This is a genomic window from Variovorax stachyos, assembly GCF_051400855.1.
Taxonomy (GTDB): Bacteria; Pseudomonadota; Gammaproteobacteria; order Burkholderiales; family Burkholderiaceae_C; genus Variovorax.
In genome coordinates this window covers 123440-146037 of the sequence record NZ_JBLFFN010000006.1, presented here as the reverse complement: position 1 = coordinate 146037, position 22598 = coordinate 123440, and the positions used below count along the sequence as shown (strand labels likewise).

Genomic DNA, 22598 nt, shown 5'->3' with positions numbered 1-22598 from the left:
AGAGCCCTTATCTGCTATTTGCTGTCGAACCGGGTTGCGCCGTCCCAGTCGGGGTCCTTGGGCCGCAACGCCAGCGAGGCTAAACGTTCGGCGTACAACTGGTAAAGGACTTTTTTGGCATCGGCAGCGAGCAGCGGGGCCAGCAGGTGTTGCGCTCGATACCAATCCTGCGCGCGGTAAGCGTCGAGTGTACGAGCCCACTGCACGAGCGCCTCGTGCGACCCCTCTGCCGAATCGCCCATCCGGCCCAGGGGGGTGAAGATCCGGACGGCCCGGGCCTTGCCCTTGACCCGCACCAGATCGAGTTCCTGCCAGACGAAGTCCGGGGCCGCGCTCTGGGTCGCGGCGCTGGCGACGATCTCGATGCCGTAGTGGCTGCTCAGCCCTTCGAGCCGGGAAGCGAGGTTGACCGCGTCGCCGACCACGGTGTAGCTACGCCGCACGGCGGAGCCCATGTCGCCGACGCTCATGAGGCCGGTGTTGATGCCGATGCCCACGCTGATCTCTGGACGCCCACTGTCGCGATGCGCGCCGTTGATCTCCCGCACGGCCGCGGCCATGTGCAGGGCGGCCTCGACGGCCAGGGCGGCGTGGCCGGGCGTGTCGACCGGTGCGCCCCAGAAGGCCATGACGCAGTCGCCCATGTACTTGTCGATGGTGCCCCGGTGCTCGCTGATGATCTGGGTCAGGCGGCTGAAGACGGTGTTCAGGAAGGCCTGCAGCTCGACGGGCGCCATCTGCTCCGACAGCCGGGTGAAGCCGCGCATGTCGCAGAACATGACGGTGAGCTGCTTGCCCTGGGCCCGCATGCTGTAGCGGCTGGGGTCGGCGCGCATCTCGTCGACCAGCTGCGGCGGCACGTAGGTGCCGAAGAGCCTGGCCAGGCTGCGGCTGGCGCGCGCCTCGACGAAATAGCCCCAGCTCATACTGAAGGCGAAGGCGAGCGGCACCATGACGAGTGCGGCTGCCAGCGGCAGCACCAGGCCGGCCTCGAGGTAGAGCCAGCTGTTCAGCCCCGCCAAGGCGGCCGCAGTGAACAAGGCAAGCAGGGCCGCCCGCGGCGCCGATAACAGCGACAGTCCGACGGCCAGCAGCAGCCCCGCGGCGAGCACCGTGACGAGCTCGTAGCCGGCGGCGTAGTCGGGCGCAACGAGCAGTCGCCGGTCCATGAGGCCGGAGATGATGTTGGCGTGCACTTCCACGCCAGGGAAGACAGCGCCGACAGGTGTCGATCGCAGGTCCTGCAGGCCGGGGGCGGTGGTGCCGATGAGCACCACCTTTCCTTCGAGCTCGCCGGGGCCGAGCGCGCCGGCCAAAACCTGTGCCGCGGGCACGTAGCGAAAGGAGCCGCCGCGCGCACCGCCGGGGCCGCGGAAGGGCACCAGCATGCTGGCGCTCTGGTCGACCGGCACGCGCAGGCGGGCGGCGCCCGTGCTCAGCTGCAGGGCTTCCAGCGCCGGCGATCCGCCCGGGCTGGCAGCCGGCGCGAACACGGGTGTCAGGGCGGGCGGCGATCCCTCGATCAGCCGGTGCACGACCAGCGCGAGCGACGCGTAGTAGCCGGGGTGTGCGTCCGGGCCGTCGTAGCGGGCGAGCAGCGGTACCGAGCGCACGACGCCATCCTCGTGCGGATCGAGCACGACATTGAAGAAGCCGGCTTCCGGCGCAGCCGTCGCCAGTGCCGGGATGTTGGCGCCGAAGCCGTTCCAGCGCGCGACGTAGTCCAGTCCCGGAGGAAAGGCCTGGGCCAGCAGCGCCGGCGTCGGCAGCCGCCCGGTGGCGCGCGCCTCCGCCGCTTGTGTGAAGTAGTAGCCGAGCGCCACGCGCCGGCCGGCGAGCGATTTCGCGAACAGGGCGTCGTGATCGAGCTGCGGCGCGAGCCGCTCGATCTCGGCGGCGAACTTCGGATCGTCGTGCCACGGTCCGGCGGCGAGCTGGCGCAGAACGGGCAGGCCCGAGCTGGTATCAGGTTCGGCGAAAAGCACATCGAAGCCCAGCACTGCGGCTCGCTGCCGCCCCATCAGCTCGTCGGTGAGGCGGGCGAGCTTGTCGCGGCTCCAGGGCCATTGCCCGAGCTGTTGCAAGCTGGGTTCGTGGATGTCGACGATCACGATGCGCGGGTCGAGCGTGCCCGGCATGGTGGCACGCAGCCGGGCGTCGTAGATGAATTGGTCCAGCCGCTCCAGCAGGGGGAGCCGCCAGGTGCCCGCCGCGTGCAGCAGCATGAGCATCACCGGCAGCAGGGTAATGGCGATGCGGGCGCCGTGCCGCCGCAGTCCCTTCATGCGGGGCGGAAGGCGCGGCGGCGCTTGCGCTTCACGCGGTCAGTTGGCGACGAACTGCATCCGCGTGCCGCCGAGCTCGAGCACGTCGCCGTCTTGCAGGGCGACCGCCTCGTTGCCCAGGGGCTCGCCATTGAGGACCGTGCCGCCGTCGATCGGCGCCACCACGTAGCCGTGCAGGCGCCGGGTGACCGCCGCCACGGCGACGCCGGGCTTGCCGATGGTGGTGACGACCTTCTGCAGCGAGAGCTCGCGCCCGGCGCCGCTGCCCGATAGAACGCGGATGACGGCCACGCCGGTGGAGCCTCCCAGCGGCGTATGGACCGTGGGCGCGGACGAAAGAGGGATCGGCTCCGAGGACGCCGCCAGAATGGTGGGGGCGTGCCCCGCGCCTTCGGCTGCGCCGCCACCCACCAGGTAGCGGATCTTGTACTTGCCGACCTCGATGACGTCGTTGTGCTCGAGTGCCTGCTTCTTGACGGCACGCCCGTTGACGTAGGTGCCGTTGGTGCTGTTGAGATCTTCCAGGTAGACATCGCCGCCGATCATGTGCAGCACGGCATGCTCACCGCTGATCGCCAGGTTGTCGATCACGATGTCGTTGTACGGGCGCCGGCCCAGCGTGGTGCGATCTTTGGCGAGCGTCACTTCCTTGATGACGACGCCGTCGATCGAAACGATCATTTTCGGCATGGCCGACTCCTGGATCTCATTTGTTGTGTCACGGAGGTCACCTGCAGCGGGTACTCGAGCCTGCCTATCCGGATGCCTGCGGCGCCTCGCTCGAACCGGCCCTGGCCAGGACAACCGAGATATTGTCCTTGCCACCATTTTCGTTCGCGGCTGCAACCAAAAGCGCTGCCTTTTCAGACAGCGCAGCTTGTTGTAACAGAATCGTGAAAAGCTGCCCCTCGGGCACCATCTCGCTGAGGCCGTCCGAACATAGCAGGAAAACGTCGCCAGCCTTCACGTTGTGCTCGTGCATTTCGAGCTCGACATGGCGCTCGATCCCCAGCGCGCGGGTCACCAGGTTGCGGTGCGGCGACAGGCTGGCCTGCTCGGGCGTGATGGCACCGGCATCGAGCTGCTCCTGCAGCAACGAATGGTCGCGCGTGAGCAACTCCAGCCTTTCATTGCGCAGTCGGTAGCAGCGCGAGTCACCGATGTGGCCGACGATCGCGCGGCGCGGGCCGAAGGCGGCCAGCACGAGCGTGGTGCCCATGCCCTGCAACTGCAGATTGGCCACGCCGGCTTCCAGGACGGCCGCATTGGCCTCGTCCGTGCCGGCTTGCAGGGCGCGCCGCACGGCTCGGGGGTTGGCGTTCGGCCCTGCGTGGGCGAGCCAGCGGCCGAAGCTGGCCTGCAGCAGCGCGACGGCCATGCCGCTGGCCACCTCGCCGCCGTTGTAGCCGCCCATCCCGTCGGCCAGCAGCACCAGGCCCAGTGAGGGGTCGAAGGCGATCGTGTCCTCGTTGTTGGCGCGCACCCTGCCAGGATCTGTGAGCGCGGCAAAGTCCCAGGTGAGCGCGCCGGTGTCAGGGGAAACGGATGCGCCGAGGTTCGCCATGAATCGATGAGCTTGGAGATCAGTGGGCCGCGATCATTGCACAGCCGTGACAGCACGCTGCTGCCACGACGAGGCCGATCCAGAGCCGGCAGTTTGCAGATATTCCATGTCTCTTTTCCACTGTTGTATTGAAAAAGCGCCCGCAATGTGAATTGCGAGCGCTTTTCTTCTTGTGGCCGGGAAAGTCGGCAGATCAGATCTGTGCTTTGAGGAGCTTGCCCAGTTCCGAGAAGTTGCGCGTGATCTTGAATCCGCATTCTTCCATGATCGCGAGCTTGGCTTCCGCCGTGTCCGCACCGCCCGAGATGAGGGCGCCCGCATGGCCCATGCGCTTGCCCGGAGGGGCAGTCACGCCGGCGATGAAGCCGACCACCGGCTTCTTCATGTGGTCCTTGCACCAGCGGGCCGCGTCGGCCTCGTCGGGGCCGCCGATTTCGCCGATCATGATGACGGCATCGGTGTCGGGATCGTCGTTGAAGGCCTTCATCACGTCGATGTGCTTGAGGCCGTTGATCGGGTCGCCGCCGATGCCCACGGCGCTCGACTGGCCGAGGCCGATCTCGGTGAGCTGCGCGACGGCCTCATAGGTCAGCGTGCCGGAGCGGCTGACGACGCCGATGCGGCCCTTGCGGTGGATGTGGCCGGGCATGATGCCGATCTTGATCTCGTCGGGCGTGATCAGGCCGGGGCAGTTTGGGCCGAGCAGCAGCGTTTCCTTGCCGCCTGCGGCGACCTTGGCCTTCATCCTGTTGCGCACCTCGAGCATGTCCCTAACCGGGATGCCCTCGGTGATGCAGATGGCCATGTCGAGGTCGGCCTCGGCCGCTTCCCAGATGGCAGCGGCGGCGCCGGCCGGCGGCACGTAGATCACCGAGACGGTGGCGCCGGTCTGCTTCGCGGCTTCCTTCACGGAGCCGAAGATCGGGATGTTGAAGATCGACTCGCCGGCCTTCTTCGGGTTCACGCCGGCCACGAAGCAGTTCTTGCCGTTCGCGTATTCCTGGCACTTCTCGGTGTGGAACTGGCCGGTCTTGCCGGTGATCCCCTGGGTGATGACTTTGGTGTCTTTGTTGATGTAGATCGACATGACGATATTCCTTAGGCGGCTTTTTTGACCGCGGCCACGACCTTCTGGGCCGCTTCCGCCATGGTGTCGGCGCTGATGATGGGGAGGCCGGAGCCGGCCAGCAGCTTCTTGCCTTCGGCCTCGTTGGTGCCCTTCATGCGCACCACCAGCGGCACTTGCAGGTTGACCGCCTTGCAGGCTGCGATCACGCCGGTGGCGATGGTGTCGCACTTCATGATGCCGCCGAAGATGTTGACCAGGATGGCCTTCACGTTCTTGTTCTTCAGCATGATCTTGAAGGCCTCGGTCACCTTCTCGGGGGTGGCGCCGCCGCCCACATCGAGGAAGTTGGCCGGTTCGCCGCCGAACAGCTTGATGGTGTCCATGGTGGCCATCGCGAGGCCGGCGCCGTTCACCAGGCAGCCGATGTTGCCGTCGAGGCTGATGTAGGCGAGGTCGAACTTGCTGGCTTCGACCTCGGCCGGGTCTTCTTCATCGAGGTCTCGCAAGGCCACGATCTCGGGGTGGCGGTACAGCGCGTTGCTGTCGAAATTGAACTTGGCGTCGAGCGCGACGATGTTGCCCTTGCTGTCGCGATTGAGCGGATTGATCTCGACCAGAGACGCGTCGGTCTCCATGTAGCAGGTGTAGAGCTTCTTGAAGACGTCCACCGCCTGCGCAGTCGAGTCGGCCGGGATGCCGATGCCGTCAGCGATCTGGCGGGCCTGCGCATCGGTCAGGCCGTCCTTGGGGTCGGCATAGACGGTGATGATCTTCTCGGGCGAGGAGTGCGCCACTTCCTCGATGTCCATGCCGCCTTCGCTGGACGCGATGAAGGCCACCTTCTGCGTCGCGCGATCTGTCACGGCGGAGACGTAGTACTCCTTCTGGATGTCGGCGCCGTCCTCGATATAGAGGCGGCGGACCTTCTGGCCTTCGGGGCCGGTCTGGTGCGTCTTGAGCTGCATGCCGAGGATCTCGCCGGCCAGCCTTTTGACATCGTCGATGCTCTTGGCGACCTTCACGCCGCCGCCCTTGCCGCGGCCACCCGCATGGATCTGGGCCTTGACCACCCACACGGGGCCGCCGAGTTTCTGGGCGGCCTCGACCGCCTCCTGAATCGTGTATGCCGGGATGCCTCGCGGCACAGGCACGCCGAACTTGGCAAGAATTTCCTTGCCTTGGTACTCGTGAATCTTCATGAGGGTGTCTCTCGGGGACGAGGGGTTGGGGAACGGGAGATTTCGTGTTGCCCTCGGGCCACGGCGCGCCGGGGGTGGCCGGGCGGAGGACAGCAGGCGACTGTATCATGGTGCGCCGCACCAACGGCGAGCGGCCGCTGCGGTCACTACGTAGTTTTTTCTTACGTCCCTTCTCAGGCATTCCGAGGCTTCCACCATGCCCAAGGTCTTCATCGACGGCGAGGCCGGCACCACCGGCCTCCAGATCCGCGAGCGGCTGCAGAAGATGCCGCAGGTCGAACTCGTGAGCATCGCCCCCGAGCTGCGCAAGGACGTGGCTGCCAAGCGCGAGCTGATGGCCGGCGTCGACCTGGTGGTGCTCTGCCTGCACGACGATGCGGCGCGCGAGTCCGTGGCGCTCATCGACCAACTCGAAGGCCAGGGCCGTCGTCCCAAGATCATCGACGCCTCGACGGCGCACCGCACCGCCCCCGGCTGGGTGTTCGGCTTTTCCGAGCTGGTGGCCGGCCAGAAGGACGCGGTCGCCAAGGCCGAGCGCGTCGCCAACCCCGGCTGCTACGCGACCGGCGCCATCGCCATCGTGCGCCCGCTGGTCGACGCCGGCCTGCTGCCGGCCGACCATGCCATCGCCCTGCCCTCCGTCAGCGGCTACTCCGGCGGTGGGCGCACCATGATCGAGGCTCACGAAAAGGGCGAAGCGCCGCTGTTCGAGACCTATGCCCTCGGCCTCAAGCACAAGCACATCCCCGAAATCATGAAGTACACCGGCCTGACGCGCCGGCCGGTGTTCATCCCTTCGGTGGGCAACTTCAAGCAGGGCATGCTGGTGCAGCTGCCGCTGCATCTGGACGAACTCCCCGGCAAGCCCAAGGCCGGCGACCTGCAGGAGGCGCTGGCGGCGCATTACGCCAAGAGCAATACGCCGGAGCAGTTCGTGAAGGTGCTGCCGCCCACCGAAGACGGCAAGCTCGATGCGCTGGGGCTGAACGGCACCAACGACCTCGAGATCCGCGTGTTCCCGAACGAGGACCACCGCCATGCGGTCGTCATCGCCCGCCTGGACAACCTGGGCAAGGGTGCCAGCGGCGCCGCTGTGCAGAACCTGAAGCTGATGCTGGGCCTCTGAGCCGCGCCGGGCTCAGGCCCTCATTCGTCGAAGTCCGCGCGCAGCACCTTGGCCACCACGGCTGCGGCGAAGCCGCGTGCCAACATGAAGCGAACCTGCCTGGCCCGCTCGCCCGCGTCCTGCGGCGGGGTGCCGAAGCGCTGCCGCCAGACCTCGCGCGCCCGGTCGAGCTCGCTGCCGGCCAGGCTGGCCACCGCCTCGGCCACCGCCTCCGGCGCAACACCCTTGTGCAGCAGTTCCTGGCGTACGCGCGCCGCACCGTGACGGGCTGCGCGCTGGTGCAATACCGACTGCACCACCCGCGCCTCGCTGATGAAGTCCTTGGCCGTCAGCTCGTCGAGCGCGCGTGCCAGCGAACCGGGCTCTTCCTCGTACCTGGCCAGCTTGCGCTCGAGTTCGGTGCGCGAGTGCTCGCGCTGCCCGAGCAGTCGCAGTGCGCGACCCTTGAGGGAAGGAGCGCTGGAAGCCATCACCGGTGATCAACCCCCGGATGCGCTCTCGCCCGCGTCCTCGGGCAGGAGCGGAATGCCCAGGGACTCGCGCACCTTGTTCTCGATCTCGCGCGAGAGCGTCGGGTTCTCGCGCAGGAACTCGCGTGCGTTGTCGCGGCCCTGCCCGATCTTCTCGCCGTTGTAGGCGTACCAGGCGCCCGACTTGTCGACGATCTTGGCGGCCACGCCCATGTCGATGATCTCGCCTTCGCGGCTGATGCCCTCGCCGAACAGGATGTCGAACTCGGCCGTCTTGAAGGGCGGCGAGACCTTGTTCTTCACCACCTTGACCTTGGTCTCGTTGCCGATCGCCTCGTCGCCCTTCTTGATGGTGCCGATACGGCGGATGTCCAGGCGCACCGAGGCGTAGAACTTCAGCGCATTGCCGCCGGTGGTGGTCTCGGGCGAGCCGAACATCACGCCGATCTTCATGCGGATCTGGTTGATGAAAATGACCATGCAGTTGGTCTTCTTGATGGTGGCGGTGAGCTTGCGCAGCGCCTGGCTCATGAGCCGCGCCTGCAGGCCGGGCAGCGAATCGCCCATCTCGCCTTCGATTTCGGCCTTGGGCGTAAGCGCGGCCACCGAGTCGACCACGATCAGGTCGACGGCGCCCGAGCGCACCAGCGAGTCGACGATCTCCAGGGCCTGCTCGCCGGTGTCGGGCTGGCTGATCAGCAGGTCGGACAGGTTCACGCCCAGCTTCTGCGCGTACTGGACGTCCAGCGCATGCTCGGCATCGACGAAGGCGCAGGTGCCGGCCTGCTTCTGCATCTGAGCGATGACCTGCAGCGTGAGCGTGGTCTTGCCCGAGGATTCCGGCCCGTAGATCTCGATCACGCGGCCGCGCGGCAGGCCACCGACCCCCAGGGCAATGTCCAGGCCCAGCGAGCCGGTGGAAACCACCTGGATGTCCTCCAGCGCCTCGCCTTCGCCCAGCCGCATGATGGTGCCCTTGCCGAATTGCTTTTCGATCTGGGCCAGGGCAGCCTGGAGGGCCTTGGCCTTTTCGCTGCCTGCGACCGAGATGCTGCTGCCTTTGACGAGTGCGTCCATGTGGAAAACTCCTTGGGGATCAATGGGTTGTGGAGGGATTCATGAGACTGCTTTTAACAACAGCCTGGATGTCTGAACAGTAGTGTAGAGGCCCATGGGTTTGAGTAAACCCGTTTTTTGGTCAGCTTGGCTTACTATCGAGGGCTGATGGTGGACCCTGCATTCCCGATCGATCCCGACGCTTGGCGCCAGACCCACCTGGGCCGCCTGCTGGGCCATGCCATGCGCCGCTTCGACGAGCGTGTGCTGGCCCTCATGGCGCACGACGCCGACGTGCCGCTCGCCTTGTCCAACCTCGCGGCGCGCGCGCAGGTGAGCGCCGCCCACATCCACATCACGCGCCACCTCGCGCGCGAGGGCTCGCGGCTGACCGAGCTGGCTGAACGCGCGGGCATGACCAAGCAGGCCATGGGCAAGCTGGTCGACCAGTGCGAGGCCTGGGGCCTGGTGACGCGCGGTCCGGATGCACACGACGCGCGCGCCCGGCGCGTGCTGTTCACCGCCGACGGCCTGGCATGGCTTGAGGCCTTCCGCAAGGCGGTGGCGCAGGCCGAACGCGAGTTCCGGGCCAGCGTGGGCGACGACATCGCCACAGTGGTTTCCATTGGGCTCGAAGCCTATGCGGCCGCCTAGAATCGCAGGCGGGAGACGGCCCGGCGGCCCGCGCAAGCCCGCCATGTCTGGAGACGCGGCATGCGAATACTGATAGCAGAAGACGACCAGGTGCTGGCCGATGCGCTGCTGCGCAGCCTGCGCACCTCGGGCTCGGCGGTGGACCACGTGGCCACCGGCTCGCAAGCCGATGCCGCGCTGATGACCAACAGCGAATTCGACCTCCTGATCCTCGACCTGGGCCTGCCCAACCTGCACGGCCTCGAAATCCTCAAGCGCCTGCGCGCCCGCGGATCGCAACTCCCGGTGCTGGTGCTGACCGCGGCCGACAGCGTCGAGGAAAGAGTCAAAGGCCTGGACTATGGCGCCGACGACTACATGGCCAAACCCTTTTCGCTGCAGGAACTCGAGGCGCGCGTGCGCGCCCTCACCCGGCGCGGCATGGGCGCCACGAGCAATTCCATCAAGCACGGCCCGCTGGTCTACGACCAGGCTGGCCGGGTGGCGACCATCGACGGCAAGATGGTCGAGCTGTCCGCGCGCGAGCTGGGCCTGCTCGAGGTGCTGCTGCAGCGCGCGGGCCGGCTGGTGAGCAAGGACCAGCTGGTCGAGCGCCTGTGCGAATGGGGCGAAGAGGTGAGCCTCAACGCGATCGAGGTCTACATCCACCGTCTTCGCAAGAAGATCGAGAAGGGGCCGATCCACATCGCCACCGTGCGCGGCCTCGGCTATTGCCTCGAAAAAATCCCCTGATCCGTCTTCCTTCCCAAAGCGCTCGGTGAAACTCTTCCAACGCGCGCAGCGCTCCCTCTTCGGCGAGATCCTCGATTGGATGCTCACGCCGCTCCTCCTGCTGGTGCCGGTCAGCATCGGCGTGACCTGGCTGGTGGCGCAGGGCATCGCCAACGCGCCCTTCGACCGCACGCTCGAATACAACATCCGCGCCCTGGCCAAGCTGGTGGACGCGACAGTGGAGCGCCAGCCCTTCGAACTGACGGCCTCGGCGCGCGAGATCTTGCGCGCGCACGAGGCGGACCACGTGTACTTCCAACTGCAGGACGGAGAAGGCCGCGTGGTCGCCGGTGAGCCCGAGCTGCCGCAGACCAACACCGAAGACGTGCCCACGCCGGGCGTGGTCTACCTGCGCGACGGGGAGCTCTACGGCCAGCCCGTCCGGGTCGCATCGCTCTGGCTCGCAGGGCGCACGCCCGAAGCGCCGTTGGCCCTGCTGCAGCTGGCCGAGACGCGCGAGAAGCAATCGGTGCTCGCCACCGAGATCATCAAGGGGGTGCTGCTGCCGCAGTTCGCGATCCTGCCGCTGGCGGTGCTGCTGATCTGGCTGGCGCTGGTGCGCGGCATCAAGCCGCTGTCGGTGATCGAGGCGCGCATCCGCGAGCGCCGCCCCGGCGACCTGAGCCCGCTGGACGAGTCCTCGGTGCCGCTCGAGGTAGTGCCGCTGGTGCTGTCGGTCAACGAGCTGCTGAACAAGCTCAACGAGTCCATCGGCACGCAGAAGCGCTTCCTGGCGGATGCGGCGCACCAGCTCAAGACGCCGCTTGCGGGGCTGCGCATGCAGGCCGACCTGGCGCAGCGCGAGGGCGCCAATGCCGACGAGCTCAAGCAGTCGCTCAAGCAGATCGGCCGGGCCAGCGTGCGCGCAACCCACACGGTGAACCAGCTGCTGTCGCTGGCACGCGCCGAGGGCAGCGGCGCGGCCGTGGCGCGCCAGCCCTGCGACCTGGCGAAGCTCACCATCGAAGTGGTGCGCGAGGCGGTACCGCGCGCCATCGAGAAGCGCATCGACCTGGGCTATGACGGAGCCGAGGCGGGTGCGCCGGGCGTGGTGCTGGAAGGCAATCCCACGCTGCTGAAGGAACTGGTGCGCAACCTCGTGGACAACGCGATCAACTACACGCCTTCAGTGCCGGGGCGGCCGGGCGTGATCACCGCGCGCGTGCTGGGCGACCCCTTCGGCCGCATCATCGTGCTGCAGGTGGAGGACAACGGTCCCGGCATCGCCGAGAGCGAGCGCGAGCTGGTGTTCCAACCCTTCTACCGTGTGCTCGGCAACGAGGCCGACGGCTCGGGCCTGGGCCTGCCGATCGTGCTCGAGATCGCGCGGCAGCACTATGCGACGGTGGTTCTGGAAGATGCACGCCCGGGCCAGCAGCCGCCCGGCGCACGCTTCAGCCTGCGCTTCGACGCCAACGAGCGGGGGCAGGCCTAGGGCTTCGGTCCGGCGGGGGCAGGGCTCTCGTCCCTGCGGATCTGCAGCAGCTGCGGACGGATCTGCTGGCTCAGCCGCTCCGGCTCGCTCTGGCTCAGGCGCGCGGGCACGGTGCCGAACAGGGCCAGCCCGCCGCGCGCCCAGGCGAAGTACAGCAGGTTCGCCAACAGCAGGAGGATGACGAGCGCGCGCAGCCGCATGTCAATCAAACGTTCGGTGGCGCCGGTCGCACGCTGACCTCGGCACTGGTGATGGTCTTCATGCCTGCCGGCGTCTGCACCAGCAGCTCGCCGCCCCAGCCGACCCCGGCACAGCGGCCGGCGCTGCCGTCGCTGAGCTGCACCTCGCGGCCCCGCAGGGCGTCCCGCGCGGCAAAGCGCTCGGCGAAGGGCACGAAGCCCCGGTCGCCGAACAGCAGCACGTGCGCCACCAGCGGCGGGACGATCTCGCGCAGCAGTTGGGGGGCGGTGGCCTCGGGGCGCCACTGCGCGATCCAGGCCGGCGCAACGCTCATGCCCGCGGCCTCGCGCGCGCCGATGTTGATGCCGATGCCGATCACCAGGTAGCGCTCGGCGGTGCCATCCTGGGGCAGGGCGGTCTCGATCAAGATGCCGCCGAGCTTGCGGTCGTCGACCCACAGGTCGTTGGGCCACTTGAGCGCGACGCGGGCCTGGTTCGATGGATCCAGGCTCTCCGCCACGCTCACGCCGACGGCGAGCGACAGCCCGGACCAGTCCCGCGGCATCAGCGGCAGGCCCAGCGAGAAGGTGAGCGATGCCGGCTGGCGCGCATCCTGTGCGCTTTGCCAGGGCCGGCCCATGCGGCCGCGGCCGGCGGTCTGCCGCTGGGCGACCAGCAGCACCGGCTGCGCGCGACCGTCGCGGGCACGCCGCATCAGCTCGCTGCTGGTCGAGTCGATCTCGTCGACGACCTCGACCGCCAGCGCCGGCAGCAGGGGGGACACGGCGGCGGCGATTTCCTCTTCGAACCAGGGGGCGGCCATGGTCAGTGCTTGCTGTCCTTCTTTCCGGCCTTCTTCGACTTCTTGTCCTTTTTCTTCTTCTTTTTCTTGTCCTTGTCCTTCTTCCCGTCCTCCTGGGTCGCGAGCAGGGTGCCGCGGCACTGGTCGGAACCACACCAGCAAGGGAACTCGGCCTTGAGCTTCCTCGTCATCGGCTCGTCGATGATCAGCCCGTAGTCGTAGCTGAGCTCCTCGCCGGCCGCGATGTTGCGCAGCGCCTTGATGAAGATCCGACCCTTGTGCTCGTCGGCCTCGCAATTGGGCTCGCAGGAATGGTTGATCCAGCGCGCCGCATTGCCCTTGACGCCGCCGTCGATCACACGCTCGTCATCGATGTGGAAATAGAAGGTGTGGTTGGGCTGGGACGGGTCGTGCGGATGGCGCCTGAGCGCCTCCTTCCAGGAGATCAGCTCGCCCTTGTACTCGATCAGCGTCTCGCCCTCCGCGATGTCCTGCACGGCGAAAACGCCATTGCCGTGGACGCCGGAGCGCCGCGTCTGGATGCGGCGACCGCTGGTTGTGGGGGATTTGGAAGCCATCGCCGAAGTCTGTTAGTTTGAATATGTACGCGTGCGCGTGCGCGTGCGCACGCGAGAAGCCGCAGATTGTAGATGTGGGCCCCACGCTGCCGCACTGCTGCCGGCGGGGCCGGCATCGGCCTGATACGAGGAACTGTTGATGAAGACTTTGGTGATTGCAGAGAAGCCGTCGGTAGCGCAGGACATCGTGCGCGCGCTGACGCCGGTGGCCGGCAAGTTCGACAAGCACGAGGAACATTTCGAGAACGAGCACTACGTGGTGACCAGCGCCGTCGGCCACCTGGTCGAGATCCAGGCGCCGGAGGAGTTCGACGTCAAGCGCGGCAAGTGGAGCTTCGCCAACCTCCCGGTGATTCCGCCGCGCTTCGACCTGAAGCCGGTGGACAAGACCAAGACCCGGCTGAATGCCGTGGTGAAGCAGGCCCGGCGGAAGGACGTGACGCAGCTCATCAACGCCTGCGACGCGGGCCGCGAGGGCGAATTGATCTTCCGCCTGATCGAGCAGTACGCGGGCGGCAAGGCGCCGCTGGGCAAGCCGGTCAAGCGCCTGTGGCTGCAGTCGATGACGCCACAGGCGATCCGCGAAGGCTTCGAGCAGTTGCGCACCGAGCAGCAGATGCAGGGCCTGGCCGACGCCGCGCGCTCGCGCTCGGAGGCCGACTGGCTGGTCGGCATCAACGGCACCCGCGCCATGACGGCGTTCAACTCGCGCGATGGCGGCTTCTTCCTCACCACGGTGGGGCGGGTGCAGACGCCCACGCTGTCGGTGGTGGTCGAGCGCGAGGAGAAGATCCGCAAGTTCGTGAGCCGCGACTACTGGGAAGTGCACGGCAGCTTCCTGGCCGAGGCGGGCACCTATCCCGGCAAGTGGTTTGACCCGTCCTGGAAAAAGCCGCCGCCCGGACCCGATGGCTTGCCCGATCCCGAGCAGCGCGCCGACCGCGTCTGGAGCGAACGCGAAGCCAGGGACATCGCCGAGGCCGCACGCGGCAAGCCGGCCAGCGTCACCGAGGAAAGCAAGCCCACCACCACCGCCTCTCCCCTGCTGTTCGACCTGACCTCGCTGCAGCGCGAGGCCAACAGCCGCTTCGGCTACAGCGCGAAGACCACGCTGGCACTGGCGCAAAGCCTCTACGAGCGCCACAAGGCGCTGACTTACCCGCGGACCGACTCGCGCGCGCTGCCCGAGGACTACCTGCCGGTGGTCAAGCAGACCATGGGTATGCTCGCCAACAGCGGCATGAAGCACCTCGCACCGTTCGCCAGGCAAGCGCTGGACGACAACTACGTGAAGCCTTCGAAGCGCATCTTCGACAACGCCAAGGTCAGCGATCACTTTGCGATCATCCCCACGCTGCAGGCGCCCAGTGGCCTCTCGGAGGCCGAGCAGAAGCTCTACGACTTCGTGGTGCGGCGCTTCCTTTCGGTGTTCTTCCCGAGCGCCGAATACCAGGTCACCACGCGCATCAGCACGGTGGAGCAGGGAGGCAAGAAGTACCCCTTCCGGACCGACGGCAAGGTGCTGGTGAAGCCGGGCTGGCTCGCGATCTACGGCAAGGAAGCCCAGGACGACGAAAAGGAAGACGACAAGGACGGCAAGCGCCTCGTGCCGGTCAAGCCCGGCGAGATCGTGCGGGTGGACTCGGCGGAGCTCAAGGCCCTCAAGACTCGGCCCCCGGCGCGCTACTCCGAAGCCACGCTGCTCGGCGCGATGGAAGGCGCCGGCAAGACCATCGACGACGACGAGCTGCGCGAGGCCATGCAGGAAAAAGGCCTGGGCACCCCAGCCACGCGCGCTGCGATCATCGAAGGGCTGTTGGCCGAGAAGTACATCCTGCGCGAAGGCCGCGAGCTGATCCCGACCGCCAAGGCCTTCCAGCTCATGACGCTGCTGCGCGGACTGGGCGTGGAGGAGCTGTCGAAGGCCGAGCTCACCGGCGAGTGGGAATACAAGCTCGCGCAGATGGAGCACGGCAAGCTCAGCCGCGCCGAATTCATGCGCGAGATCGCCCGGATGACGGAGCACATCGTCAAGAAGGCCAAGGAATACGACCGCGACACCGTGCCCGGCGACTACGCGACGCTGTCCACGCCCTGCCCGAACTGCGGCGGCGTGGTGAAGGAGAACTATCGCCGCTATGCCTGCACCGGCAAGCCGGGACAGGAGGGCTGCGGCTTTTCCTTCGGCAAGTCGCCGGCCGGCCGCACCTTCGAGGTGGCCGAGGCCGAGCAGTTGCTGCGCGACAAGCACATCGGCCCGCTGGAAGGCTTCCGCTCCAAGGCCGGCTGGCCCTTCACTTCCGAGATCATCCTCAAGTACGACGAGGAGGCGAAGAACTGGAAGCTGGAGTTCGACTTCGGGGACGACAAGAACGGCGAGACCGGCGAGATCGTCGATTTCAGCGACCAGCAGCCGCTGGGCCCCTGTCCGAAATGTGGTGCGCGGGTGTTCGAGAACGCCAGCAACTACGTCTGCGAGAAGTCGGTGCCCACCGAGGCGCAGCCGACGCCGAGCTGCGACTTCAAGACCGGCAAGATCATTTTGCAGCAGCCGATCGAGCGCGCGCAGATCGAGAAGCTGCTGGCCACCGGCAAGACCGACCTGCTGGACAAGTTCGTCTCGATGCGCACGCGCCGGCCGTTCAAGGCCTTCCTCGCCTGGAATGCCGAGGAGGGCAAGGTGAGCTTCGAGTTCGAGCCGCGCGACAGCAAGTTCCCGGCGCGCAAGAGCTTTGGCAAGGCGCCGCCGGCGGCCGCGAAGAAGACCGCTTCACCGGCCAAGGCGAAGGCGCCCGCGGCCAAGAAGGCCGCCGCACCCAAGGCGCCGCGCAAACCGGCTGCGGGCCTCAAGCCGAGCGGCGCCCTGGCCGCGGTGATCGGCGCGGAACCCGTCGCCCGCACCGAGGTCATCAAGAAGTTGTGGGACTACATCAAGGCCAACGGCCTGCAGGACGCGGCCAACAAGCGGGCCATCAACGCCGACGCCAAGCTCAGGCCGGTGTTCGGCAAGGATCAGGTGACCATGTTCGAGATCGCAGGGATCGTGGGCAAGCACCTGAGCTGACGAACCGACGAAAGGAAGATCCAGTGAAGAAGCTTTTTTCGGCCTTGTGCTTCATCGTGGCGCTGGGCGCCCTCTCGGGGTGTGCCTCGTCGCCCGCGACCGCCGACGGCGAGCGCCCGACCATCGGCAGCAGCAGCGGGGTGACGGTGTTCGGCACCATCGACGCGGGCGTCACGGGCACGCGCAACCGCTCCTCGCGCGACTAGCGCGGTGTACTAGCGCATCAGCAGCGCCTGCCGCAGCAGCCGCGCGGCGCGGTTGCGGATGCGGCCCGGGGCAGTACGCAGCGGTCCCCTCGGGCTCACCTTCGCCGTCGCGCAGGCCCAGAGGAAGTCTTCCAGGATGGGTGTGTCGTCCACCGTCTCTGTGCTGCCGTACTTGTGGAACTCCGGATGCCATTGGGTGGCGGCGATGTAGCTGCGGCCGCGTCCGTCCTTGCGGCGGATGGCTTCGGGCACATGGTCGGGAATGCTCCAGGCCTCGACCTCGAAGCCGGGCGCGAGGTCCTTCACGCCCTGATGGTGGATGCTGTTGACGCGCGCTCGCTCCATGCCTGGATAGAGCTTCGCCAGCCGCGAGCCCGGCGCGATGCCGATGTCGTGGAAGTTCTGGTCGTAGGTGACCGGGTCGCGGTGCCGCAGCGCGTTGGGATGCTGCGCCTCGATGTCCTGATAGAGCGTGCCGCCGAAGGCGACGTTGATGAGCTGCAGGCCGCGGCACACGCCGAAGATGGGCTTGCCGGCCTCCTCGAAGGCCTCGACCAGTGCGAGGTCGTAGAGGTCGCGGACGCGGTCGCCGACCCAGGCGTCCTTCAGCGGCACCTCGCCGTAGCTGCCGGGCCAGACGTCCGCGCCGCCGTGCATCACGACGCCGTCGAGCCATTCGGCGTAGTGCGAGAGCTTGGTGTCGCCGCGCGCCGTCTCGCCGGTGGGGCAGGGCACCATCACCACCATCGCGCCGGCGGACATCAGCCAGTGCGTGATCGACTGTTCGACGTACTGGAGCGTCTTGTTGGTGAACAGCGAGCGCGCCGGGTCGGCGTGGGAGAAACAGGCGGACAGGCCGATCTTCAATCGGCCGGAAACGGTTTGTGGCATCGCGATCAAGGCGCCGCGCGAACCGCCGCGGCTTCGGTAACAGTGAGAGTATTGTGAAACGTTCTAAAGCCCCTCGCCGTGGACAGCACACCCCGCCGCTGCGTCGGACAGCGCCGCGGCGATAGGATCGCCGTCTTTGGCGTGCGACTCGCCCACACAGGAGTGACCGAATGAAGACCATCCAGGGGCCCGCCATCTTCCTGGCCCAGTTCGCGGGTGACAGCGCCCCCTTCGATTCGCTCGATGCGATCGCCGGCTGGGCCGCCAGCCTCGGTTACAAGGGCGTGCAGATCCCGAGCTGGGACGCCCGGCTCTTCGACCTGCGCCTGGCCGCGGACAGCAAGACCTATTGCGAGGAGGTGCAGGGCACGTTGGCACGGCACGGCATCCGGATCACCGAGCTCTCGACCCACCTCCAGGGCCAGCTGGTGGCGGTGCACCCGGCATACGACGCGGGCTTCGACGGCTTCGCGGCCGCGGAGGTGCGCAACGACCCCGTGAAGCGCCAGGCCTGGGCCGTCGAGCAGCTGCACCTCGCGGCCAAGGCTTCGGCGAACCTCGGCCTCACGGCGCATGCCACCTTCTCGGGCGCGCTGGCCTGGCCCTACTTCTATTCCTGGCCGCCACGCCCGCCGGGGCTGATCGAAGAGGCCTTCGACGAACTTGCACGGCGCTGGCTGCCGATCCTCAACGCCTTCGACGATGCCGGCGTCGATGTCTGCTACGAGATCCATCCGGGCGAGGACCTGCACGACGGGGTGAGCTACGAGATGTTCCTGGAGCGCGTGGGCCAGCATCCGCGCGCCTGCCTGCTCTACGACCCCAGCCACTTCGTGCTGCAGCAGCTCGACTATCTCGCCTACATCGACCACTACCACGAGCGCATCAAGATCTTCCACGTGAAGGATGCGGAGTTCAATCCGACCGGCAAGCAGGGCGTCTACGGTGGCTTCCAGCCGTGGATCGACCGGGCCGGACGCTTCCGTTCCCTGGGCGACGGCCAGGTCGACTTCGGCGCCATCTTCTCGAAGATGGCGGCCTACGACTTCCCCGGATGGGCGGTGCTGGAGTGGGAATGCTGCCTCAAGCATCCGGAGGACGGCGCGCGGGAGGGCGCGCAGTTCATCGCCGACCACATCATCCGCGTGGCCGACCGGGCCTTCGACGACTTCGCGGCCGGCGGCATCGACAGCGCGGCCAACCGCCGGATACTGGGTATCCGCGGCTGAGTCAGATCCCGGTAGGCTTGCGCAGCGTCTTCATGCGGTCGACCGCATGGATGCGCACCTTGCGCGTCTCCGAGCCCTGCTGGACCGTGAGCTCCACCTCGGCGTCGGGCGCGGGGCGCTTCCAGAGCTGCTTGTAGAAGGCTTCGAGCGTGGCCACCTGGATGCCGTCCACCTCCAGCACCACGTCCCCCGGCTGGAGCCCGGCTGCCCGCGCCGGCCCCTGGCGGTCGACGCGCTCGATCTGCACACGGCCGTTGCGCTCCGACGACGACAGGCCCAGCCAGGGCCGGATGCTGGCACTGCTGCGGCCGGTCGCCTGCATCTCGTCCAGCACGGGCTGCAGCAGCTCGACCGGCACGAACATGTTGCCCGGGATCATTCGCTGCTCCCGGCCTTCCGCCGCCTCCAGGACGAACAGGCTGCCGATGCCCAGCAGCTCGCCGTTGCGGTTGAAGAGCGCAGCCCCGCTGTGGTTGGGCACCGGAGGACTGGTGAAGAGGGCCGACTCGATGTGGTACTCCCAGTAGCCCGAGAAGGGCCGCACGGCCAGCAGCCGGGTGAAGCCCACCTCGGTGCCGCTGTTGCCGCCGGTGGCGACCAGCAAGGGCTCGCCGAGGCTCAGGCCGGCCACCCCCGCCAAGGGCACCGGCGCGATGCCATGCAAGGGCACCAGCGGCCGCAACAGGCCGAAGCCGGTTGCCAGGTCGTAAGCGACCTGGCGCGCGGGGAGGGTGCGGTCGTCCTGCGTGACGACTTCGATGGTCTCGGCCTCGAGCAATAGATAGCCGATCGTGAGGATCAACCCGTCGGGCCCGATCACCACGCCGGAGCCGGAGCGCCGCGCGCCCAGGCTGTCGGCCGAGGTCGCGCCTTCGGTCGCGGTGACGCGCAGCGCCACCACAGCATCGCCCGCGCGCTGCAGTGCCTGGACCTGGGCGGACGAAGCGTCGGGCCGTGGCGGCGAGGCGGCGAGGGCCAGCGGCACCGCGGCCAACAGGAGCAGCCAGAAGACCCCGGCGACGAGCATCTGGAGCCGCCGGGACGACGCTGGATCTTTCATGGCCGCGCTCCTCGGAACGATGGTTGATGCCATGGTGCGCCGCCGGCCGCGCGCTCGCAAGAACGCTTCGCGATGTCGTTCCGGGGCCTATGGGCTTTGGCGCTGGCCGGATGACAACCAGCAACAGTCATGCCAGAGCGGTTAGAATGCGGGGTTCGCTTCGATAGTCGACGAAGCATTCGTCACTCCCCGGCCGACCTGGGTTCCTCAGGCTCTCTCTCGGCCGGCTCACGCAGTGTGTTGGTGCGCCAGACCGGGTGCCCATGAATGCCGCCACTGCCTTCGTACTCCATTGAAGCGAATAGAGCGCGCTGTCCGCTCCGGTGGGCGCCAGATCCGGCGGGCCCGCGCCCTTCTCACTGTTCCAGGCGCAAGGCGGTGTCGCCCTGCGCAGGCGCCCGATTCGAAATCATCCACGCAACATTCAGAGGTCCTCATGCCCAAGGAAGAACTGATCGAAATGAACGGTGCAGTCACCGAAGTGCTGCCCGACTCCCGCTACCGCGTGACCCTGGACAACGGTCATCAACTGATCGCCTACAGCGGCGGCAAGATGCGCAAGCACCACATCCGCATCCTGGCGGGCGACAAGGTGTCGCTGGAGCTCTCGCCCTACGACCTGACCAAGGGCCGCATCACGTTCCGGCACCTGGAGCGCCGCGGCCCGCCGCCGACCGGCGGCAACAACGGCCCGCGCCGCTGAGCACTGACATGACCGGTCCCGCCGTCGACTTTTCGACGCTGCCGCTTTCGCCGCCCGTGCTGGCGAACCTGCGGCAGCTCGGCTACCTGCAGATGACGCCGATCCAGGCGGCCAGCCTGCCGGCGGCGCTCGGGGGCGCGGACCTCATCGCCCAGGCCAGGACCGGCAGCGGCAAGACCGCCGCCTTCGCGCTCCCGCTGCTGGCCCGGCTCGACCCGCGCAACTTCGCGGTACAGGCCCTGGTGCTGTGCCCGACGCGCGAGCTGGCCGACCAGGTGACGGCCGAGATCCGCCGGCTGGCGCGGGCCGAGGAGAACATCAAGGTGGTCACGCTGTGCGGCGGCGTGGCGCTGCGCGGGCAGCTGTCCAGCCTCGCGCACGGGGCCCACGTCGTGGTCGGCACGCCCGGCCGCGTGCTCGATCACCTGGAGCGCGACAGCCTCAAGCTCGACGCTCTCGGCACGCTGGTGCTCGACGAGGCCGATCGCATGCTCGACATGGGCTTCCTCGACGACATCGCGACGGTCGCGCGCCAGTGCCCGAAGGAGCGCCAGACCCTGCTGTTCTCCGCCACCTATCCCGAGGGCATCGCCAAGCTCGCCGCGCAGTTCATGAAGAACCCGCAGCAGATCGCGGTGGCCGCGACGCAGCACGAGGAAGGCCAGATCCGCCAACGCTGGTACGAGGTGGACGACAGCCAGCGGCTGCACGCCGTCGGCCTGCTGCTGAACAGTTTCCGGCCGCAGAGCACGCTGGCCTTCTGCAACACCAAGCAGCAGTGCCGCGACCTGGCGCAGGTGCTCCAGGCGCAGGGCTTCAGCGCGCTCGCCCTGTTCGGCGAGCTCGAGCAGCGCGAGCGCGACCAGGTGCTGGTGCAGTTCGCCAACCGCAGCTGCTCGGTGCTGGTCGCCACCGACGTGGCGGCGCGCGGGCTCGACATTGCGCAACTCGAGGCCGTGATCAACGTCGACGTGACGCCCGACCCTGAGGTCCATATCCATCGCATCGGCCGCACCGGCCGCGCCGGCGCCGAAGGCCTGGCACTCAACCTGGCCAGCCTCGACGAGATGGGCCGCGTCGGCAAGATCGAGCAGCTCCAGGGCCGCCCTTCCGAGTGGCATCCGCTGGCCGCTGCCGCGAGCGATGCTGAAGGCCCGTTGCAGCCGCCCATGGCCACGCTGCAGATCACCGGCGGCCGCAAGGACAAGATCCGCGCCGGCGATGTGCTGGGCGCGCTGACCGGTGAGGCCGGCTTCACCCGCGAGCAGGTCGGCAAGATCAGCATCAACGAATTCTCGACCTACGTCGCGGTTGACCGACGCATCGCGCGCGAGGCCGCGCACAAGCTTTCGACGGGTCGCGTCAAGGGCCGCTCCGTCAAGGTACGGCTGCTCGATGTGGCCTAATGTCGCCCTTCCTTCTTTTTTGACCGAGCCTTCCATGACCCAGAAGATCCGCACCGAGGCCGACCGCAAGGCCACCCCCAAGCCCGTTCCAGCGTCCGGCTACACCCTGCCCAGGATGGGCGGAGGCCAGAAGGTGAGCCTGGAGCGCGGCACCGCGACCCGCAGCAAGAAGAACCCGGGCAAGCGGGCCAAGAAGGGCGGCTGAGCCCGGCCGGCTTCTTTCTTCACACGAACGACGCGCCTTCGGGCGCGTTTTTCTTGGGGCCAGCACATGTCCGACGACTACCAGATCCACATCCCGCCTTCCTTCTTCGCGCTCTATACCGACGCGCGGCAGCGGTTGGCCGAACCCATCGCCACCGTGCGGACGCGCTACGAGGTCTGCGAGGACCTCGCCAACCACCTCGTCTCGCACGCGCAGGTGCTGAACCATGTCGAGGTGCCGTCGGAAGCGGAGATCCTCACGCGCATCCATGACGGGCTGAGCACGCCCGAGGCCGGCGTCTCCTCGGCCGAAGCCCGCTGGATCGTCCGGCGCCTTGCGGAACTGCTCGGCTGGAACGGCGAGCCTTTCGCGCAGCCACCCACGAGCCACTGAGCTCAGCGCAGCCCGACGCGCGAGGCGTGCCAGCGCAGCACTGCGGCGCGCTGCGGGTCGGTGGCCTCGAGGCCGTTCGCGCGCTGGTGCAGCGCGCGCATCTCTTCGACTTCTTCGATGATCCTGCCGGGGCTGAACAAGGCGTCGAGCAGCGCGCCGGCTTCGTCGGCCAAGGCCTTGAACGCGCCGACCAAGCCGCCGGATGCGCGCGAGCCTGACGGGCGGTCGAGGGCTGACATGCGGGAACTCCTG

At 67.7% G+C, this 22598-nt stretch carries 24 protein-coding genes; 11 read left to right on the top strand and 13 right to left on the bottom strand.

The genetic code is table 11. The annotated features are described in order from the left end of the window. Positions 1 to 14 precede the first annotated feature (14 nt). The 5 genes from ACMGEZ_RS13185 to sucC form a co-directional block, all read right to left on the bottom strand. On the bottom strand, positions 15 to 2285 hold the full coding sequence (locus tag ACMGEZ_RS13185; protein WP_436822721.1) for a CHASE2 domain-containing protein: 2271 nt from the start codon (positions 2283 to 2285) through the stop codon (positions 15 to 17). Between the two features lie 39 nt (positions 2286 to 2324). Further along, positions 2325 to 2975 (bottom strand): FHA domain-containing protein, encoded by a 651-nt coding sequence (locus ACMGEZ_RS13180; protein WP_436822720.1) that lies wholly within the window; start codon positions 2973 to 2975, stop codon positions 2325 to 2327. Between the two features lie 64 nt (positions 2976 to 3039). Continuing rightward, complete coding sequence (locus ACMGEZ_RS13175) at positions 3040 to 3849, bottom strand: Stp1/IreP family PP2C-type Ser/Thr phosphatase (RefSeq protein ID WP_436822719.1); 810 nt, start codon at positions 3847 to 3849, stop codon at positions 3040 to 3042. Positions 3850 to 4042: 193 nt separating this feature from the next. Next, entirely contained in the window at positions 4043 to 4936 is an 894-nt protein-coding gene (gene sucD, locus ACMGEZ_RS13170; protein WP_436822718.1) for a succinate--CoA ligase subunit alpha, read from the bottom strand. An 11-nt stretch (positions 4937 to 4947) separates the two neighbouring features. Further along, complete coding sequence (gene sucC / locus ACMGEZ_RS13165) at positions 4948 to 6117, bottom strand: ADP-forming succinate--CoA ligase subunit beta (protein WP_436822717.1); 1170 nt, start codon at positions 6115 to 6117, stop codon at positions 4948 to 4950. Between the two features lie 196 nt (positions 6118 to 6313). Here sucC and argC point away from each other — a divergent pair, with 196 nt between their 5' ends. Further along, positions 6314 to 7243, top strand: coding sequence for an N-acetyl-gamma-glutamyl-phosphate reductase (argC, locus tag ACMGEZ_RS13160; protein WP_436822716.1), 930 nt, complete (start codon positions 6314 to 6316; stop codon positions 7241 to 7243). A gap of 20 nt (positions 7244 to 7263) precedes the next feature. On the opposite strand, the gene recX is transcribed toward argC, so the two are convergent. After that, a complete protein-coding gene (gene recX, locus ACMGEZ_RS13155; protein ID WP_436822715.1) occupies positions 7264 to 7713 on the bottom strand; it encodes a recombination regulator RecX in 450 nt (149 codons plus the stop codon). Positions 7714 to 7722: 9 nt separating this feature from the next. After that, positions 7723 to 8790 carry a recombinase RecA gene (gene recA / locus ACMGEZ_RS13150; RefSeq protein ID WP_436822714.1) on the bottom strand — a complete coding sequence of 356 codons (1068 nt, stop codon included), beginning with the start codon at positions 8788 to 8790 and terminating at the stop codon, positions 7723 to 7725. A 147-nt stretch (positions 8791 to 8937) separates the two neighbouring features. On the opposite strand from recA, the gene ACMGEZ_RS13145 reads away from it, so the two are divergent. From ACMGEZ_RS13145 to ACMGEZ_RS13135, 3 genes are read left to right on the top strand one after another with little or no spacing between them, the layout of a single operon-like run. Beyond that, a complete protein-coding gene (locus tag ACMGEZ_RS13145; protein ID WP_436822713.1) occupies positions 8938 to 9423 on the top strand; it encodes a MarR family winged helix-turn-helix transcriptional regulator in 486 nt (161 codons plus the stop codon). A 60-nt stretch (positions 9424 to 9483) separates the two neighbouring features. Beyond that, complete coding sequence (locus tag ACMGEZ_RS13140; protein ID WP_436822712.1) at positions 9484 to 10155, top strand: response regulator; 672 nt, start codon at positions 9484 to 9486, stop codon at positions 10153 to 10155. A 25-nt stretch (positions 10156 to 10180) separates the two neighbouring features. Next, positions 10181 to 11629 carry a sensor histidine kinase gene (locus ACMGEZ_RS13135; protein ID WP_436822711.1) on the top strand — a complete coding sequence of 483 codons (1449 nt, stop codon included), beginning with the start codon at positions 10181 to 10183 and terminating at the stop codon, positions 11627 to 11629. On the opposite strand, the gene ACMGEZ_RS13130 is transcribed toward ACMGEZ_RS13135, so the two are convergent. The 3 genes from ACMGEZ_RS13130 to ACMGEZ_RS13120 are packed head-to-tail and all read right to left on the bottom strand — an operon-like array spanning position 11626 to position 13189. Further along, positions 11626 to 11829, bottom strand: a complete 204-nt coding sequence (locus ACMGEZ_RS13130; protein WP_436822949.1) for a sporulation protein — start codon at positions 11827 to 11829, stop codon at positions 11626 to 11628. The two genes, ACMGEZ_RS13135 and ACMGEZ_RS13130, sit on opposite strands and share 4 nt — an antisense overlap. Positions 11830 to 11834: 5 nt before the next feature. Continuing rightward, positions 11835 to 12632: a biotin--[acetyl-CoA-carboxylase] ligase gene (locus ACMGEZ_RS13125; protein WP_436822710.1), complete on the bottom strand. Its 798-nt coding sequence runs from the start codon at positions 12630 to 12632 to the stop codon at positions 11835 to 11837. A 2-nt stretch (positions 12633 to 12634) separates the two neighbouring features. Further along, complete coding sequence (locus ACMGEZ_RS13120) at positions 12635 to 13189, bottom strand: SET domain-containing protein (RefSeq protein ID WP_436822709.1); 555 nt, start codon at positions 13187 to 13189, stop codon at positions 12635 to 12637. A gap of 139 nt (positions 13190 to 13328) precedes the next feature. Between ACMGEZ_RS13120 and ACMGEZ_RS13115 the strand changes: the two genes are divergently transcribed. Together ACMGEZ_RS13115 and ACMGEZ_RS13110 are read left to right on the top strand one after the other, a co-directional pair. After that, complete coding sequence (locus tag ACMGEZ_RS13115) at positions 13329 to 16253, top strand: DNA topoisomerase III (protein ID WP_436822708.1); 2925 nt, start codon at positions 13329 to 13331, stop codon at positions 16251 to 16253. 23 nt (positions 16254 to 16276) lie between these two features. Then, entirely contained in the window at positions 16277 to 16459 is a 183-nt protein-coding gene (locus ACMGEZ_RS13110) for a hypothetical protein (RefSeq protein WP_436822707.1), read from the top strand. A gap of 9 nt (positions 16460 to 16468) precedes the next feature. Here ACMGEZ_RS13110 and ACMGEZ_RS13105 read toward each other — a convergent pair whose 3' ends face one another. Beyond that, on the bottom strand, positions 16469 to 17350 hold the full coding sequence (locus ACMGEZ_RS13105) for a gamma-glutamyl-gamma-aminobutyrate hydrolase family protein (RefSeq protein WP_436822706.1): 882 nt from the start codon (positions 17348 to 17350) through the stop codon (positions 16469 to 16471). Between the two features lie 170 nt (positions 17351 to 17520). Here ACMGEZ_RS13105 and ACMGEZ_RS13100 point away from each other — a divergent pair, with 170 nt between their 5' ends. Then, a complete protein-coding gene (locus ACMGEZ_RS13100) occupies positions 17521 to 18579 on the top strand; it encodes a sugar phosphate isomerase/epimerase family protein (RefSeq protein ID WP_436822705.1) in 1059 nt (352 codons plus the stop codon). Between the two features lies 1 nt (position 18580). On the opposite strand, the gene ACMGEZ_RS13095 is transcribed toward ACMGEZ_RS13100, so the two are convergent. Next, positions 18581 to 19639 (bottom strand): S1C family serine protease, encoded by a 1059-nt coding sequence (locus ACMGEZ_RS13095; protein ID WP_436822704.1) that lies wholly within the window; start codon positions 19637 to 19639, stop codon positions 18581 to 18583. A 436-nt stretch (positions 19640 to 20075) separates the two neighbouring features. Here ACMGEZ_RS13095 and infA point away from each other — a divergent pair, with 436 nt between their 5' ends. The 4 genes from infA (at position 20076) to ACMGEZ_RS13075 (ending at position 22346) form a co-directional block, all read left to right on the top strand. Next, positions 20076 to 20342: a translation initiation factor IF-1 gene (gene infA, locus ACMGEZ_RS13090; RefSeq protein ID WP_068679401.1), complete on the top strand. Its 267-nt coding sequence runs from the start codon at positions 20076 to 20078 to the stop codon at positions 20340 to 20342. Between the two features lie 8 nt (positions 20343 to 20350). After that, positions 20351 to 21748: an ATP-dependent RNA helicase DbpA gene (dbpA, locus tag ACMGEZ_RS13085; protein WP_436822703.1), complete on the top strand. Its 1398-nt coding sequence runs from the start codon at positions 20351 to 20353 to the stop codon at positions 21746 to 21748. Positions 21749 to 21782: 34 nt separating this feature from the next. After that, positions 21783 to 21953: a hypothetical protein gene (locus tag ACMGEZ_RS13080; protein WP_174263114.1), complete on the top strand. Its 171-nt coding sequence runs from the start codon at positions 21783 to 21785 to the stop codon at positions 21951 to 21953. A gap of 66 nt (positions 21954 to 22019) precedes the next feature. Next, complete coding sequence (locus ACMGEZ_RS13075; protein WP_436822702.1) at positions 22020 to 22346, top strand: hypothetical protein; 327 nt, start codon at positions 22020 to 22022, stop codon at positions 22344 to 22346. 2 nt (positions 22347 to 22348) lie between these two features. On the opposite strand, the gene ACMGEZ_RS13070 is transcribed toward ACMGEZ_RS13075, so the two are convergent. Beyond that, entirely contained in the window at positions 22349 to 22585 is a 237-nt protein-coding gene (locus tag ACMGEZ_RS13070) for a hypothetical protein (protein ID WP_436822701.1), read from the bottom strand. Between the last annotated feature and the right edge of the window lie 13 nt (positions 22586 to 22598).

Excerpts from the sequence above, each read along its gene's own strand:
- ACMGEZ_RS13125 (WP_436822710.1), bottom strand. The coding sequence starts at position 12,632 with ATGGCCGCCCCCTGGTTCGAAGAGGAAATCGCCGCCGCCGTGTCCCCC.
- ACMGEZ_RS13105 (WP_436822706.1), bottom strand. The coding sequence starts at position 17,350 with ATGCCACAAACCGTTTCCGGCCGATTGAAGATCGGCCTGTCCGCCTGT.
- ACMGEZ_RS13175 (WP_436822719.1), bottom strand. The coding sequence starts at position 3,849 with ATGGCGAACCTCGGCGCATCCGTTTCCCCTGACACCGGCGCGCTCACC.
- ACMGEZ_RS13185 (WP_436822721.1), bottom strand. The coding sequence starts at position 2,285 with ATGAAGGGACTGCGGCGGCACGGCGCCCGCATCGCCATTACCCTGCTG.
- recA (WP_436822714.1), bottom strand. The coding sequence starts at position 8,790 with ATGGACGCACTCGTCAAAGGCAGCAGCATCTCGGTCGCAGGCAGCGAA.
- ACMGEZ_RS13130 (WP_436822949.1), bottom strand. The coding sequence starts at position 11,829 with ATGCGGCTGCGCGCGCTCGTCATCCTCCTGCTGTTGGCGAACCTGCTG.
- sucD (WP_436822718.1), bottom strand. The coding sequence starts at position 4,936 with ATGTCGATCTACATCAACAAAGACACCAAAGTCATCACCCAGGGGATC.
- dbpA (WP_436822703.1), top strand. The coding sequence starts at position 20,351 with ATGACCGGTCCCGCCGTCGACTTTTCGACGCTGCCGCTTTCGCCGCCC.
- ACMGEZ_RS13070 (WP_436822701.1), bottom strand. The coding sequence starts at position 22,585 with ATGTCAGCCCTCGACCGCCCGTCAGGCTCGCGCGCATCCGGCGGCTTG.
- infA (WP_068679401.1), top strand. The coding sequence starts at position 20,076 with ATGCCCAAGGAAGAACTGATCGAAATGAACGGTGCAGTCACCGAAGTG.
- recX (WP_436822715.1), bottom strand. The coding sequence starts at position 7,713 with ATGGCTTCCAGCGCTCCTTCCCTCAAGGGTCGCGCACTGCGACTGCTC.
- ACMGEZ_RS13080 (WP_174263114.1), top strand. The coding sequence starts at position 21,783 with ATGACCCAGAAGATCCGCACCGAGGCCGACCGCAAGGCCACCCCCAAG.
- ACMGEZ_RS13075 (WP_436822702.1), top strand. The coding sequence starts at position 22,020 with ATGTCCGACGACTACCAGATCCACATCCCGCCTTCCTTCTTCGCGCTC.
- ACMGEZ_RS13140 (WP_436822712.1), top strand. The coding sequence starts at position 9,484 with ATGCGAATACTGATAGCAGAAGACGACCAGGTGCTGGCCGATGCGCTG.
- ACMGEZ_RS13120 (WP_436822709.1), bottom strand. The coding sequence starts at position 13,189 with ATGGCTTCCAAATCCCCCACAACCAGCGGTCGCCGCATCCAGACGCGG.
- ACMGEZ_RS13100 (WP_436822705.1), top strand. The coding sequence starts at position 17,521 with ATGAAGACCATCCAGGGGCCCGCCATCTTCCTGGCCCAGTTCGCGGGT.
- sucC (WP_436822717.1), bottom strand. The coding sequence starts at position 6,117 with ATGAAGATTCACGAGTACCAAGGCAAGGAAATTCTTGCCAAGTTCGGC.
- argC (WP_436822716.1), top strand. The coding sequence starts at position 6,314 with ATGCCCAAGGTCTTCATCGACGGCGAGGCCGGCACCACCGGCCTCCAG.
- ACMGEZ_RS13115 (WP_436822708.1), top strand. The coding sequence starts at position 13,329 with ATGAAGACTTTGGTGATTGCAGAGAAGCCGTCGGTAGCGCAGGACATC.
- ACMGEZ_RS13180 (WP_436822720.1), bottom strand. The coding sequence starts at position 2,975 with ATGCCGAAAATGATCGTTTCGATCGACGGCGTCGTCATCAAGGAAGTG.
- ACMGEZ_RS13145 (WP_436822713.1), top strand. The coding sequence starts at position 8,938 with ATGGTGGACCCTGCATTCCCGATCGATCCCGACGCTTGGCGCCAGACC.
- ACMGEZ_RS13095 (WP_436822704.1), bottom strand. The coding sequence starts at position 19,639 with ATGAAAGATCCAGCGTCGTCCCGGCGGCTCCAGATGCTCGTCGCCGGG.